A 13,997-nucleotide genomic window follows, 5' to 3' on the forward strand; every position below is an offset into this window, starting at 1 on the left:
TCCGAGTCGGGAACGGCGGAAGAACAATGGACGCTGGGCTGCTGCTCGTCCGGCTGGTGGTGGGACTACTCATCGCCGGTCACGGGGTGCAGAAGGTGAGTCATCTGCTGGGCGGTGAGGGACTGGCGGGCGGTACGGAGGAGTTCCGCCGCGACGGGTTCCGGGGCGGTCGGCTGACGGCCGTCGCCGCGGGAGGCAGCCAGATCGGGGCCGGCCTGTTCCTGTCCGCCGGGCTGCTCACCCCGCTGGCGGCGACGGCCGCCATGGGGGTGATGACGGTTGCGGGCACCGTCAAACGGCCCAAGGGCCTGTGGGTACAGCACGACGGCTACGAGTACCCCTTGGTGCTCGTCGCCGTATCGGCCTCGCTGGCCCTGACCGGGCCCGGCCGCTGGTCCCTGGACCATGCGCTGGGCGCGACGCCCTGGCCGCTGTGGATCGGCTTCGCCGCGATCGCGGCCGGGCCGCTGAGCGGTCTGCTGACCCGCGTCGCGCTGCACCGCCCGCCGACCTCCCCGGATGGTGTCCGCCGTGCGCGCACTGCTGACTGATGCCTGTCGGACACTGGTCCCGCCGCGGGAGGACCGCCACGGGCCGCTGCCTCCGCTGCTGCTGACCCTGACCCTGGTCACCGGGCTGGTGGACGCCGTGAGCTATCTGGCGCTGGGGAAGGTGTTCGTGGCCAATATGACCGGCAACGTGGTCTTCCTCGGCTTCGCCCTCACCGGTGCCGACGGGCTGTCCGCGCTCGCGTCGGCCGTGTCGCTGACGGCGTTCCTGGCGGGGGCGCTCGCCGGGGGCCGCCTGGGCACACGGTTCGCCGGGAACCGCGGGCGGCTGCTGGCCGTGGCCACCGCGGGGCAGGCAGCCCTGACCGCCGTCGCCGTGGTCGTCGCCGCCGTCACCGGCGGGGAGGTCACCACCGCGGTCCGGTATGCCCTCATCGTGCTGCTCGGTCTGGCCATGGGCGCCCAGAACGCGGTCGCCCGGCGCCTCGGCGTGCCCGATCTCACCACGACCGTGCTGACGCTGACCCTGACCGGGCTCGCCGCGGACTCCGCCTCCGCCGGCGGCAAGGCGCCGCGCCCCGGGCGCCGGATCATGTCCGTGCTGGTGATGTTCCTCGGTGCCCTGGTGGGGGCCGTGCTCATCCGGTACGACCTGTTCGTCGTGCTGCTGGGCCTGGTCCTGCTGCTGGTGGCCGTCACTTCGGTGATCGCGTACCGCCTGTCGGCCGACGGCGCGGTATGGACGCGTCCGCCGTCCTGACCGGCCCCGGGCGGACGGGCGGCCGGGCCTCAGCGGTCCGGCCGCCCGTCCGGCTGCCCGGCTGTCCACCCGCGGTTCAGTCCCGGTCTCCTTGCGTGCGCGGGCCCGAGGTCTCCCGCCACTCGCTGGGCGACATCCCGTAAGCGGCCCGGAACACCCGGCTGAAGTGGGGAGGGCTGATGAAACCCCAGCGGCCCGACACGGCGGCGATCGTCCGCCGGGCTCCGCCGCGCGGCAGCAGTTCGCGGCGGCACTCCTCCAGACGGCGGCGCTGGATCCAGCGGCTGACGGTCAGCCCCTGCTCCTGGAACAACTTGTGCAGGTAGCGGACGGAGATGTGGTTGGCGTCGGCGATCGTCTCCGGCGAGAGGTCTGCATCGGCCAGGTGCAGCTCCATATGGTCGAGGATCCGGGACAGGAGCGACAGCTCGGCACCGCAGGACAGTGGCTCCGTACGCCGCAGCTGCTCGGCGGCGGCCGTGGCCAGCAGGTGCACCCCGTCGCGCACGAGTGCCTCACTGACGGCGGGCTCGGAGTGGGCCGCGGAGTCGGCGAGACCGGAGAGGAAGGGCGACAGCAGGGCGCCGAGGCGCGAGCCACCGGTGACGGGTGACCGGTTGAGCCCGTGCAGGACCGGTTCCGACAGTCCGAGTGCGGTGCGCGACACCAGGAAGACCTTGGTGCGAAACACCGTGGGGAAGTCGAGCGACGTCGGCTGGTGGGCGTCGTAGAAGCAGATGTCGCCTGGAGCGAGGGCGATCTCCGCGGGGAGTTGCAGACAGGGCGTGACCCCACCGTGTACGCCGACGAAGAGGTACTCACCGCTGTGCCGGGCGACGAACCGGACCGGACGCCGGGCGATGCCCGCCGTGATGCCCCCGACGGGTCCGGCGGTGCGCGGCAGGGCGGTCGGGGTGGCTCCGGATGTGACCACATGCAGGTCGTGGGTCAACCGGCGCTTCGCCTCCGGCCCCATGGGGACGGGCCCGTCGCGGCGGGGAGTGGTGGTGGAGTGCATCGTCTGCCCTTGCCTCCGGGGCTTGTCCGAACGGGAGCCTGGCGTGGAAGGGCTTCTGACCTGCGGGTTCGTCGCCTCTGCGAGGGCGCCGGGCAGTGCCGTGGGGGCCTCGTCCACTCCGCCAGGAGCGTAGGCAGGAGGGTGTGCAAGAAAAGTGACGCCGGATGTCACCGGTCGGAACCGTGGTCCTCGGCCAGTTCGGCGGCGAACGAGCGCAGCAGTGGATGGAGTGCGTAGCGGCCGGGCCCGTCCTCGGTGAGGAGGTGGACATCGGCGAGCACGCCCAGACGGGCGCGGGCTTCGCGGACGGGCGGTCCGGAGAGTGCCGCTGCCGACGCCGGGGTGATCCCGGGGCCGGGGTGCCGAGACAGCAGCCGGAAGAGTGCGGCGTGCTCGGGCGGCAGCGCCCGGTACGAGCGCAGAAATGTGGTGCGGACACCGGCCGGGAACGCGTCCAGCCCACTGCCTGACCGGAGTTCCCCGGCGAGGGCGGCGAGCGGGAAGTGCGGACGGGCCACAGCGCGGGCGGCCATGGCGGCCAGCGCCAGCGGAAGGTGTCCGCAGCGGTCCGCGATCTCCCGGACCGCCGCCGGATCTTCGGCCACCCGTGCCGCTCCGATCCGCCGCACCAGCAGATGTTCCGCCTCTCGGGCGGTCGGGGGGCGCAGCCGCAGCGGGCGGGCGCCGCGGGCCACCAGGGGCGACAGGGCATGCCTGCTGGTGACGAGGGTGAGGCAGCCCGGCGCGGCAGCCAGCAGTCTGCGCACCTGATCGGTTCCCGCGGCGTCGTCGAGGACGACGAGTGCGCGGCGTCCGGCCATCAGCTTCCGGTAGAGGTCGGCCAGCGCGTCCTCGGTGTCCGGTAGCCCGCCGGCGCGAACGCCGAGCGACACGAGCATGCCCCGCAGGGCTTCCGCGGGGTCGAGGGGTTGGCGGACGGGATCGAATCCCCCGAGTTCGACGTACAACCGGCCGTCGGGGAAGCGGGCGGCGGCCTCGTGTGCCCAGCGGAGGGCGAGGGTGCTCTTGCCCACGCCGGGGATTCCCCCGATGACGACGGCCGCCGCGGCGCCGGCCGCGCCATCGGCGTCGTCGGCGGCAGCGGTGAGAGCGGCGAGTTCCGCCGATCGGCCGGTGAACACGGACAGGTCGGGCGGCAGTTGGGCGGGAGCGGGGCGGAGGGGCACGGATGGGCTCGTCCGCCGCACCTGCTGACGCAGTACACGGGTGTGAGCCGCGCTCAGCTCCGCGCCGGGAACGGCACCCAGTTCGGCGGCGAGCCGACGGCGGGCCTTCTCGTAGGCGGCGAGCGCCTCCGTCTGGGCCCCGACCGCAGCGAGACCGAGGACCAGGCGGGCGTGCAGCGGCTCGTTCAGGGGGGCGAGGTCGACGGCCTTCCTGATGCTCGGCAGGACCTGCGCGATGCCGTCGTGGCGCAAGGCCAGATCGGCCGCGGTGGCCGTGGCGCGGACGAGTTCGCGTTCCACTGCTGCGAACCAGGGGTGGGCGCGGACCGCTTCGCGTACGCCTTCGGCAACCGGCCCGCGCCACTGGCCCAGCGCTTCGGTGAACTCCCGTATCGCGGAGTCGGGCCGTCCGGCGGCGGCGAGCCGGGTTCCCCGTCCGGCCTGCTCGCGAAACCGCAGCAGGTCGACCTCGGCGCTCTCGGCGTGCAACAGGTAGCCGCCGCCGCGCCACAGCACACGCCGGCCGGGGGTGCGCGGCGCGAGCTCCGGCTCCAGCAGCCGGCGCAGGGAGCCCGCGTACCGGCGTACCGCGTTGGCCGCGCTCGCGGGGGGCCGACCGGACCACAGCGCATCGGCGATCTCCCCGAACGGCACGGGGCGGCCTGCCCGCACCAGGAGCAGGGCGAGCAGGGCACGCTGCCGGGGGAATCCGAGGTCGAGTTCGCTCTCCCCGCGCCATGCGCGCAGGGGTCCCAGCACCTCGAACCGCATCACCGCCGCCGTCCCCGTCCGGACCGACCCGCCTCTTGTCCGAAGGGTACGGCGCGGTCGGCGGGACGGGTCTGCCATGCGCCGACGGACCGTGAACCGTGCACGGACAGGCAAGAATCCTGAGCCGCGGCTCACCCGCCCTCAGCCGGAACGGGGTGCGCCATGGGTCCGGTCCCGTTGCCCGTGCTCGGATCGGGCCGGCCGGACGGCGCTGTTCCGGGCTGCCGGGCTGCCGTGCTGCCGTCGGCCCATCCGCTCCGCTCGTCGTCCAGCCGCGCGCTGAGCTGCTCGGCGAAGGGGTGACCCAATTCGGTGAAGAGGGTGAGCGCCTCCCCCCAGGAATCCCGGGCGGCCTCGACGCCGCCGGTCGCGAGATGGGTGTCGCCCATGCGTTTCAGGGTCTCGGCCTCCAGGTACGGCACACCGAGCTCACGGTAACGGAGCAGTGCGTTCCGATAGCCGGCGAGAGCTTGCGGATGACGCCCCAGATGATGGTGGGCGTACGCGATGCTGTCCCAGGTGGCGGCTTCTCCGTAACGGTCCCCTAGCTCCTGGAGCATGGTCAGTGCCCGGTAGCAGTGGTGAAGTGCCTCTCGGTACTCCCCGAGCCGGGCGTGGTACCAGCCGACGGAGTTCAGCACGGAAGCCTCACCCGGCCGGTGCCCGGCGCCGGTGAACAGGGCGAGCGCCAGCCGGTTGTGGCGCAACGCGCCGGTGATATCGCCCTGCTGGTCGCTCTCCCAGCCGAGGCTGCGGTGGACGTGGGCCCGGCCGATGTCGTCGTTCAGCTCGACGGCCAGGTCCAGGGCGGCGGCCAGATGCGGCCGGGACCGGTCGTGCAGGCCGATCCGGCCCTCGGCGCGGGCGAGTCCGCGCAGGGCACGGGCGGTGGTCGGCGGGTCGTCCAGTCGGCGCGCCAGGTCGAGTGCGGTGCGGTGGGCGGCCAGCCCGTCGTGCCAGTGGCCCCGGCGGTCGAAGAACGGCTCCAGTGACCAGACGAGCCCACATGCCGTCCGGTCGTGGCCGGCCGCGGCAGCTGCCGCGACTACGGCGAGCAGCACGGCGTATTCTGCGGTGAGCCAGGCCAGCGCGCTCCGGTCGTCGGAAACCGCCCCGGCGGCCGTGGCGCCCGGGGGGTCGGGTACGGGGTCCGCGGCGGGCGCCAGCAGCGCGCAGGCGGCATGCGCCGTGGCCGCGTAGTACTGGTACAGCCGGTGGGCGGCCTCCCCGCGCTCGGTGCCGGTGCTCCGGGTGCGGAGGAGTTCGGCCGCATGGGCGCGCAGCAGGTCGTGGAACGCGTAGCGGCCGGGGGCGTGCTCGGTGAGCAGATGGGCGCCGACGAGTTCGGCGAGCAGTACTCTGCTCCGCCGTACCGGAACCCCGGCGAGAACGGCCGCGGCGGGTGCGGTGAGGTCCGGTCCCGGGTGGAGTGCGAGGAGCCGGAAGAGGCGGGCGGAGTCGGCGCACAGGGCACCTGTGGACCAGGAGAAGACGGTACCGACGTCGACGGAGACGTCGGGCATGGCGAAGGCGTCGAGACTGCCGTGCGCTTCGCGCAGTTCGGTGGCGACGGTGGACAGCGGGAAGTGCGGGCGGGCCGCGGCCCGGGCGGCGAGGCAGGTCAGCGCGAGCGGCAGGCCCGCACAGCGGTGGATGATCTCGCTCACCGCGCGGGTTTCGGCGGTAACGCGTTCGACGCCGATGCGGTGGGCGAGCAGTTCCCGCGCCTCCTCGGCGTCGAAGGGGCGCAGGGTCAGCGTGTGGGCGCCGTGCGCGGCGACGAGACCGGACAGTTCGTTGCGGCTGGTGACGAGGGTGAGGCAGCCGGAGGTGCCGGGCAGCAGGGGGCGTACGTGCTCCGTGTCGCGGGCGTTGTCCACCAGGACGAGGACGCGCCGGCCGGCCAGGACACTGCGGTAGAGCCCTGCCTGGGCGTCCGGGCAGCGCGGGATGTGCTCGGGCGGTACGCCGAGCGCGTCCAGAAAGCCGCGGACGGCGTCCACCGACTGCACGGTCGCCCCGGAGGGGTCGTAGCCGCGCAGGTTCACGTAGAGCTGTCCGTCGGGGAAGCGGTCGGCCAGCCGGTGGGCCAGGTGAACGGCGAAGGTGCTCTTGCCGACGCCCGCCATGCCGCTGATCGCGGCGATCGCGACCGGGCCGGGGCCGTCGGGGAACAGGGCGAGCGCTCGGTCCAGCTCCGCCCGGCGTCCGGTGAACGCGGGCAGGTCGTGCGGGAGTTGGGCGGGGGTCGGCAGCGTCTGCGTATACGGGCGGGACGGGGCAGCGGCGGGAGCGGCGGGAGCGGCGTCGACGAGCACGGTGCGGTGCGCGTCGAGGAGTTCGGGTCCGGGGTCGATCCCCAGTTCGGCGGCGAGCCGCTCGCGGACCGTTTCGTACGTGCTCAGTGCCTCCGCGCGCCGGCCGGTGGCGGCCAGCGCGAGCATCAGCCGGCCCTGGACCGGCTCGTCCAGCGGGTGATCCACCGCGGTCCTGCGCAGGTCCGGCAGGACGGCGGCGGGCCGGCCGGCCGCGATCGCCGTGTCCGCGGCTTCGCGTACGGCCACGAGGCGCTCGTGCTCCAGGGCGGCCAGCGGCAGAAGCGCCCGGGTCTCGGGCGCGAGTCCCGCGGCGACCGGTCCGCGCCACAGGCCCAGGGCCTCGGTGAAGAGGTCCAGCGCCCGCACGGGTGCGTCCTGGGCGGCGGCCTGCCGGGCCTCCTCGTGCAGCTGCCGGAACGCCAGCAGGTCCAGCGAGTCCGCGTCCGTGACCAGACGGTAGCCGCCGGGGGCCCGGACCAGCCGGCGTCCGGCGGCACGGACCGGGAGGCCGGGCTCCAGCAGTCGGCGCAGCGAGCCGACGTGGCGGCGGATCACGTTGACGGCGCTGTGGGGCGGCCGGGTCCCCCAGAGGGCGGCGACGAGGTCGCTCAACGGGACGGGCTGCCCGGCCCGGATCAGCAGCAGTGCCAGTAATGCCCGCTCCTGGGGGCGTCCGAGGTCGAGCTCGGTTTCCGCCCGCCAGGCCCGGACCGGCCCGAGTACCGTAAACCTCACCGGTTCCACCCGTTCGGACTCCTCTCGAAACGCTGCCGTCACGGCGCTCGACCGTGTGTCGGTCCTGCGGCGGCTCAGTATTGCCCAACGTGACGGTCGGGACGGGCGCTCGCGGGAGGAGCCCTCCCGTGCGCCTGCCGCGGGGCACTCCCCACTCCGGAGCGGTCCGGGCGGCCGTCCTGGCTTTCATCTCCCGGGGTGTCCGCGGACCGTGTCGCGGAAGGCGATCGGGGTCTGGCCGGTGCGCTGGTTGAAGTACTTGCTGAAGTGGGTCGCGCTGGAGAAGCCCAGGTGATCGGCGATGCGGGCGGCGGTCCGGTCGCTGTGAGCCAGCAGGCGCTTGGCTTCGAGTACGACACGGCGGTCGATGAACTCCTTGGCGCCGAGGCCGGCGGCGGCGAGGGTGGCACGGGAGAGGGTGCGCGGCGAGTAGCCGAGCGCGTCGGCGTAGTCCTCGACGCGGCGGGTGCGGCTGAAGTCCTTCTCCACGGCGTCCCGGAACCGCAGATACGTGGCGTCGGGTGCGGGGGCGGGACTGCCGGCGGGCATGGTGAGGTGGGCCAGCCGCAGGACGAGGACGGCCAGCAGATGGCGCAGGACCGCGGTGTGCGCCTCCAGGGGAAGTCGTCCGAGGGCGAGGAACTCGGCGGCGAGGTGGTCGGTGGCCAGCTCCAGGGCCGCGGCATCGCCGGGAAGGGGGCGCCGCAGGACCGGGGCGTGCGGATCCTCCAGTCGGGCGCCGTCGGTGGTGGCCGGGTCGAGGAAGTCCCGGCGGAACAGGATCAGGGTGCCTTCGGCTTCGGAGAGGTCGCCCCACTGCTGGACCTGACCGGGGCGTACCCAGAGCCAGGTGCCGGGGTCGAGTGCGCAGGCGGCGAAGTCGACCGTGTGCCTCAGGGTTCCCCCGGTGAGCGTGATCAGATGATGGAAGTCCGGGCGCCGGGGAGCCCCGAGCCGCTCGGCGGGTACGCGCCGCCGCAGGTCCGCCAGGCGCAGCACTTCGACACCTGCGGGGCTTCCGGCTGGTGCGGCGAAGTTGATCTCCGAGATGCCACGAGGCGCATCGTGTCGCTTTTTGACCATCGTAAGTCGGCAGCGTATCCGATTCACCCTGCTCATGTCGGCTAACTTGCAAAGAGCAGCCCAATCAGCAGCAAGGCACTGTCGGAAAGAGACAAGAAAAGCCGCACCTGCGCATCACCTTCCGGGCCCGACGCCGCTGCCGCACTCTCCCATTGGCGCCGACCGCCCAGCCTTCCGTCCACGACCTGACCTCCCCAGGAGACGACCCGTCATGAGCAACGCCAGGAACACCGTCCTGTCCGCCGCCGTCGAACTGTTCGGCCGGAAGGACCCGAGTGCGGTGGACCGCTGGGTCGCCGCCGACTACCGCCAGCACAGCTCGCTGGCCGCCGACGGCCCCGAGGCCCTGCGAGAGCTGGTCGCCGGACTGCCGGAGGGCTTCCGGTACGAGGGCGCCCGGGTGATCGCCGACGGCGACCTGGTGGCCCTGCACGGCACGTACCACGGCTTCGGCCCAGACCCGCTGGTCACCTTCGACATCTTCCGCGTCGACGCCGACGGCCGGCTCGCCGAGCACTGGGACGCGCTGACCCCCGTGGTCGAGGACACCGCTTCCGGCCGCTCGCAGACGGACGGTCCCGCCGAGGTCACCGCGCCGGAGACGACCGAGGCCAACCGCGCGCTGGTCGCCGAGTTCGCGCGGAAGGTCCTGGTCGGGGCCGACTACTCGGTGCTCACCGACTACATCTCGACCGAGACCTACCACCAGCACAACCCGGAGGCCGCCGACGGCCTGGCCGGTTTCGGAGCGGCTGCCGCGACCTGGGCCGGGCAGGGCAGGAACCTCCTCTACAAGACCGTCCACAAGGTCATCGCCGAGGGCGAGTTCGTCCTGGTCCAGTCCGAGGGCGAGTTCGGTGTTCCGGTGGCGTACTACGACCTCTTCCGGGTGGCCGACGGCAGGATCGTCGAGCACTGGGACGTCATCGCTCCGATCCCGGCCGCGCTCCCCCACACCAACGGCCTGTTCTGATCTCCGCGACGCGGCGGGCCGGCTCGACGGCGCCACCGCCCGGGCCTTCGACGCTGGTGATGTTCCGGCTGATCCCGGGCGGCCCCGCGTCGTCGTCAGGGTCGGTGTGCACGACGGGAAGACGCGGCCGGGGCCGAGGGCACGGCGTGTACCGGCCCGGTCAGCTGAAGTCGATCCCCGTATTCGCGCTGCTGCCGGGCCCCTCCGCGGTGGCGTCGCCGGTTCGGTCCACCCGGGTGGGCGCATCCCGGGCTTCCTGCCGGCGCCGCAACCCGGTTGATGCCCTGCCTCCGCCGGTCGCCCTTGCATTCCCCGTGCCGGTCACCACAGAATCCGGCAGCGGGGCAGGCCTTGAGGCCTGCAGAAAGGCCCAGAGCAGGGCGGCAACACCCGCGGCGCCCTGGACGGAGGCGGCCACCAGCTGCCCCGTGTTGGGACTGCCCAGGAGCCAGAAAAGCGGCGTCGATGCCATCAGCATGATCGCCACTGCCACGACCGTGATCCTCCTGCGCCGCGACATGCTCCCTCGTCCCCTCCCGGCAACCGGCAAATGCCTGCCAGAAGCATCGAATGAACTTCACCGCTGTGCAAGGACACCTTCCGGACACCGTTTCGGCCCGCTCAGGACCGGTGTCCGGGGCCGGCCCTCACCCGGAGTTCGATCCGAACTCCTGAAGCTCTCGCTGCACCTCCGCGGCCGCCGGATCTCCGGCGGTCTGCAGCAGAGCCAAGGCGCTTGCCATCGTGGCGTGTGCGTCGGCCGTGCGCCCCAGATCGCGGAGGCAGCGCGCACGAGAACGCAGTGCGACGACCTGGCCGTGCAGGTAGCCGGAGTCTCCGTGTGCGTCGGCCGACTCGCCGAAGGCCGCCTGCGCGGACTGCGGATCGCCCCGGAGCAGCGCGACCCCGGCCAGGCCGCCGAGGGCGAACCCCATGGTCTGCCGGTCGGCCGAGGCCCGTAACGCCAGGCTCTCCCGGTAGTTCTGCTCAGCGGCCTCCAGGTTGCCCTGCGCCGCGTGCAGGTCTCCCAGCAGGTACAGCGAGATGGCGATCTCACGCTGCTTTCCCAGCGAGCGGCGAATCCGCAGGGCGTCCTCCATCACCTGGGCCGCCTCCGCCAGCCGGCCCTGGGCAATCAGTGCATCGCCCAGGTTGTTCAGGCTCTTTCCCTCACCCTCGGCATCCCCCAGTGCACGCCATAGCGCCGCCGCCTCCCGGCCCTTCGCGGCGGCCTCGTCGGTCAGGCCCAGTTCGTGCAGCGCGCCCCCGAGGCTCATCAGACTCCAGGCCTCACCCCAGCGGTCCCCGGCCCGGCAAGCGGCCGCCAGCCCGATCTCGCAGACCTCATGGCGGTCCGCCTGGTAGGAGCCCAGGACAAGGGGGGTGATCAGTGCCATGGCGATACGCCAGCACAGGCCGTCCTCGCCGTACGCCGCGGCTGCCCGGACCATCGCCACGGAGTTCAGCCTCTCCGAGTCGCACCAGGCGAGGGCCTCTTCGTACGAGGTGAACGCCTCACCGGCTTCCTCGGCCGGCAGCACATGACGGCGCCCTGGAGCGAGCAGGCGGTCAGCCGCGTCGATTCGGGAGAGATACCGCGTCATCAGCCGACGTCGCGCCTGTACGACCTCCGCACCGGTCTCGTCCTCCTGAGCGCGCTCCGATGCGAACGCCCGCAGCAGGCCGTGAAACCGGAAGCGCGACCGGTCCAATGGCTCCAGCAGGCTGAGCTCGACCAGCCGGTCCATACGGCGTACGGCCTCGGACTGCTCGACGGCCACCAGGGCGGCGGCGTCGGCCGCGCTGAAGTCGGCGCCGGGATGGAGTCCGAGCAGCCGAAACGTCCGAGCCAGGTCGTGGGGAAGGTCGGCATAGGACCAGGAAAGCACCAACCGCAGCTCCGTAGATGAATCGCCGTCGAGCGGCGAGAACGTGTCCAAAGCGGCACGAGCGTCCTGCAGCTCTTCGATGATCTGCGCGGCGCAGTCACCGAACGAGCCGGGATGGCTCTTCAGCCGTTCGAGAATAATCCGCAGTGTCAGAGGAAGGTAACCGCATGTGCGGGCGATGCTGTCCGCCAGCAGCAGGTCCGCCTGCGGCAGGCCTTCCCGGTCGCCGATGAGCATCTGGATCGCCATGTGGCGGTCGAAGGGTTCCAGGCCGATCCGCAGCGCCCCGAGCTGGACGGCGAGTCCGGTGAGCCTGCTCCTGCTGGTGATCACGGTGAGCGAAGCGCAAGCCGCGGGGATCAGCGGCCGGATCTGGCGAGCATCCAGGGCATTGTCGAGGAACAGCAGGAAAGACCGGCCGTGGGTGACCGACCGGAAGAGAGCGGCACGGCCGTCCTCGTCGCCGGGGATCCTCTCGGCGGGGACGTCCAGCGCACGCAGAAACTGTTCGAGCACATGGCTCGCCGTCGCGGTGGGCCCGTCCGAGAAGCCTCGCAGGTCGGCATAGAGCTGACCGTCGGGAAAGCGGCCGGCGATCGAGTGGAGCCAGTGAACGGCGAGCGAAGTCTTGCCCACGCCGCCCATGCCGCTCATGATCACGACTACGGGCTCGCCGTCCGGCAGACACCGCTCCGCCTCTGCGTTCAGACGGCTCAGAGCGTCCGCCCGGCCGCGGAAGCCGGCAATCCGCGGCGGCAGCTGATGCGGTGTCGGCGGAGGACCCGCGTCGGCCGCTTTGATCGTGAACTGGTTGACGACTTCGGCCTGTACGACGTTGTGCGCAGTACCCGAGAAGGCGGTGTCGATGTGCAGGTGTCCGGTGTTGGCTATGCTGCCGGCGGTTGCGTCCGCGTTCCCCGTACGGCTGACCGGTCCGACGGCGGCAGGTCCGGGCACGGCCGGACCATCCCGATGACCGGTCCCGTCCGCGGCACGGGGGCGACGCTTCCACCAGAGCATGGCAGCACGAGCTCCCTTGTTCGCAATCCTGCCCGGACGCCGGATCAGTCGTGGTAGATGCCGGTGCCGGCCGTAGCGGCGCCGGCGGCCTCTCCCCTGCCGGTGTCACCTCCGCATCCCGCCGGACCCGGGGCAGCCGGACGAACGGCGTGGAGACGATCCCCCCGCCGTTGCGACCACGACGATCGCGGACTCCCGGCCTCGCCGCACATCAACGTCTCCTTCGCCAGGGCATACCCGACTCGGTGCACGGCCAACACTACGGCCCGGCAGCCGATTTGCGGCACTGCCGGGAAGCGGCGGCCGCCCGGGGACAAGGAGGAGGTCATCCCCTTCGCCGGGGCCCGTCCCGGACCCGGCGCTACCTCCACCCGGACATGGCCCGGATCACCGGCGCCGGAGTTCTGTTCTCGCGGACCGTCAGGGCTCAGGTGTCTCCGAGGCGCGTTCTCCGGAGTCGGGGCCGGGTCGCTGCAGGCCGTCGGCCCTGGCCGCCTGCTCGGCGGCATGTCGGGTCTTCGCCTCGTCCAGCGCGTCGCCCATGCGGCTGTACAGCGCCTCCCTGCGCCTGACCGCGAGGGCTCGTGCGGCGTCGAGACGTTCAAGACTGCCTTGAAAGTGCGGGGCGACCTGCTGCGCGAACAGTTCGAAGTGCTGACGGGTGGCGTCTGCCCTCGCCCATTCGTGCGCCATCATGAGGTAGCAGCCGAAGCCGTGGGACTGCTCTTGCAGCAGACGGATGTGCCGGATCGCGTCGTCCGGTGTGCCGATGACGCCAACGCCGGATTCGTTGATCCAGTCGATGCGTTCCTTCAGCGTCGAGCCGCCGGGCTCGAAGTGCGGTACCGCAGCTTCGTACTGCAGATAGCGGCACCAGTCGTCGAGTCCGTACGCGACGTCCTTGTAGGCCTGTTCTTTCGTTTCGGCGATGTGCATCGGTCCGACGAGTCGCCATGCGGCACGTTCAATAGTGGTGCCGAACTGATCGGATCGTTCTTCCATCACGCTCCAGTGCGCGGCGAGCATGTCCAGGTCGCCGACCATGGTCGCGCCGATGGACAGCAGCGCCAACCCGTGCTTGCCTGCGATCCGTGGGCCGGACGGCGAGGCGATCGCCGCGATGCCGACTTCGAAGCAGGGCGTGGTGTACGGGCGTAACTGACATCTGGCTTCGACGAGGTTGTAGCGGGCGGTCTTCTTGGTAACGGGTTCATCCTGGGTGAGCAACTGGATGAGGACGTCGGTGTCCTCTTCCAGCGCGGACCTCTGTGAGACCGGGTCGATGCCGATCATCGTCGCGTCCGTCGGGAGGGCGCCGGGGCCGAGGCCGAGCATGAATCGGCCCCGGGTGAGGTGATCGAGCAGGATCGCACGGTCCGCCACCCACAGTGGGTTGTGATACGGCAGAGAGAGCACGCCGGTCCCCAGCTTGATGTGTTTGGTCTGGGCTGCGACGTGCGCAATGAAGATCTCCGGGCTGGCGATCAACTCCGATCCGCCGGAGTGGTGTTCGCCGATCCAGGCTTCGTCGTAGCCGAGCTCGTCGAGTTGCTGAAGGGTGACCACGTCCCGTGCGAAAGCAGTGCGGGGGTTCTGTCCCCGCGCAGTGTGAAACGGTGCCATGAAGACTCCGAAACGCATCTCATGTCCTTCCGTCAGATCGGATACAGGCCGGGCGACCCACCGCTGAAGGGCACCCTCGCGTGGTGCCCAGTCTCCGGGCCGTTCCGGTCG

General features: G+C 71.9%; 10 protein-coding genes. 3 read left to right on the forward strand and 7 right to left on the reverse strand.

The window, feature by feature from the left end; translation table 11 throughout:
* Positions 1-26: 26 nt before the first annotated feature.
* Complete coding sequence (locus tag ACWDR0_RS07005; protein ID WP_456350609.1) at positions 27-551, forward strand: DoxX family protein; 525 nt, start codon at positions 27-29, stop codon at positions 549-551.
* Positions 532-1,269: a YoaK family protein gene (locus ACWDR0_RS07010; protein WP_456350610.1), complete on the forward strand. Its 738-nt coding sequence runs from the start codon at positions 532-534 to the stop codon at positions 1,267-1,269. Before ACWDR0_RS07005 ends, ACWDR0_RS07010 begins: the two co-directional genes overlap by 20 nt.
* 76 nt (positions 1,270-1,345) lie before the next feature.
* On the opposite strand, the gene ACWDR0_RS07015 is transcribed toward ACWDR0_RS07010, so the two are convergent.
* From ACWDR0_RS07015 to ACWDR0_RS07030, 4 genes are all read right to left on the reverse strand, one after another.
* On the reverse strand, positions 1,346-2,287 hold the full coding sequence (locus ACWDR0_RS07015; protein WP_456350611.1) for a helix-turn-helix domain-containing protein: 942 nt from the start codon (positions 2,285-2,287) through the stop codon (positions 1,346-1,348).
* A 167-nt stretch (positions 2,288-2,454) separates the two neighbouring features.
* Positions 2,455-4,245 carry a BTAD domain-containing putative transcriptional regulator gene (locus tag ACWDR0_RS07020; RefSeq protein ID WP_456350635.1) on the reverse strand — a complete coding sequence of 597 codons (1,791 nt, stop codon included), beginning with the start codon at positions 4,243-4,245 and terminating at the stop codon, positions 2,455-2,457.
* A gap of 131 nt (positions 4,246-4,376) precedes the next feature.
* Complete coding sequence (locus ACWDR0_RS07025; protein ID WP_456350612.1) at positions 4,377-7,298, reverse strand: AfsR/SARP family transcriptional regulator; 2,922 nt, start codon at positions 7,296-7,298, stop codon at positions 4,377-4,379.
* Between the two features lie 186 nt (positions 7,299-7,484).
* The gene (locus ACWDR0_RS07030) at positions 7,485-8,381 is read right to left on the reverse strand and encodes a helix-turn-helix transcriptional regulator (RefSeq protein ID WP_456350613.1); all 897 of its coding nucleotides are present in this window, start codon (positions 8,379-8,381) and stop codon (positions 7,485-7,487) included.
* A 211-nt stretch (positions 8,382-8,592) separates the two neighbouring features.
* Here ACWDR0_RS07030 and ACWDR0_RS07035 point away from each other — a divergent pair, with 211 nt between their 5' ends.
* Complete coding sequence (locus ACWDR0_RS07035; RefSeq protein WP_456350614.1) at positions 8,593-9,354, forward strand: nuclear transport factor 2 family protein; 762 nt, start codon at positions 8,593-8,595, stop codon at positions 9,352-9,354.
* Positions 9,355-9,514: 160 nt separating this feature from the next.
* Here the strand turns inward: ACWDR0_RS07035 and ACWDR0_RS07040 are convergent, their stop codons facing one another.
* The 3 genes from ACWDR0_RS07040 to ACWDR0_RS07050 all read right to left on the reverse strand — a co-directional run bounded on the left by ACWDR0_RS07040 (position 9,515) and on the right by ACWDR0_RS07050 (position 13,904).
* On the reverse strand, positions 9,515-9,847 hold the full coding sequence (locus ACWDR0_RS07040; protein ID WP_456350615.1) for a hypothetical protein: 333 nt from the start codon (positions 9,845-9,847) through the stop codon (positions 9,515-9,517).
* Positions 9,848-10,001: 154 nt separating this feature from the next.
* Positions 10,002-12,263: a tetratricopeptide repeat protein gene (locus tag ACWDR0_RS07045; RefSeq protein WP_456350616.1), complete on the reverse strand. Its 2,262-nt coding sequence runs from the start codon at positions 12,261-12,263 to the stop codon at positions 10,002-10,004.
* Positions 12,264-12,683: 420 nt separating this feature from the next.
* Entirely contained in the window at positions 12,684-13,904 is a 1,221-nt protein-coding gene (locus ACWDR0_RS07050) for an LLM class flavin-dependent oxidoreductase (protein ID WP_456350617.1), read from the reverse strand.
* Positions 13,905-13,997 lie beyond the last annotated feature (93 nt).

It is taken from the genome of Streptomyces sp. NPDC003691 (assembly GCF_053981115.1).

What these genes read in the sequence shown, in the direction of transcription:
- ACWDR0_RS07045 (WP_456350616.1), bottom strand. Translation starts at nt 12,263, where the DNA reads ATGCTCTGGTGGAAGCGTCGCCCCCGTGCCGCGGACGGGACCGGTCAT.
- ACWDR0_RS07050 (WP_456350617.1), bottom strand. Translation starts at nt 13,904, where the DNA reads ATGCGTTTCGGAGTCTTCATGGCACCGTTTCACACTGCGCGGGGACAG.
- ACWDR0_RS07030 (WP_456350613.1), bottom strand. Translation starts at nt 8,381, where the DNA reads ATGGTCAAAAAGCGACACGATGCGCCTCGTGGCATCTCGGAGATCAAC.
- ACWDR0_RS07035 (WP_456350614.1), top strand. Translation starts at nt 8,593, where the DNA reads ATGAGCAACGCCAGGAACACCGTCCTGTCCGCCGCCGTCGAACTGTTC.
- ACWDR0_RS07005 (WP_456350609.1), top strand. Translation starts at nt 27, where the DNA reads ATGGACGCTGGGCTGCTGCTCGTCCGGCTGGTGGTGGGACTACTCATC.
- ACWDR0_RS07020 (WP_456350635.1), bottom strand. Translation starts at nt 4,245, where the DNA reads ATGCGGTTCGAGGTGCTGGGACCCCTGCGCGCATGGCGCGGGGAGAGC.
- ACWDR0_RS07015 (WP_456350611.1), bottom strand. Translation starts at nt 2,287, where the DNA reads ATGCACTCCACCACCACTCCCCGCCGCGACGGGCCCGTCCCCATGGGG.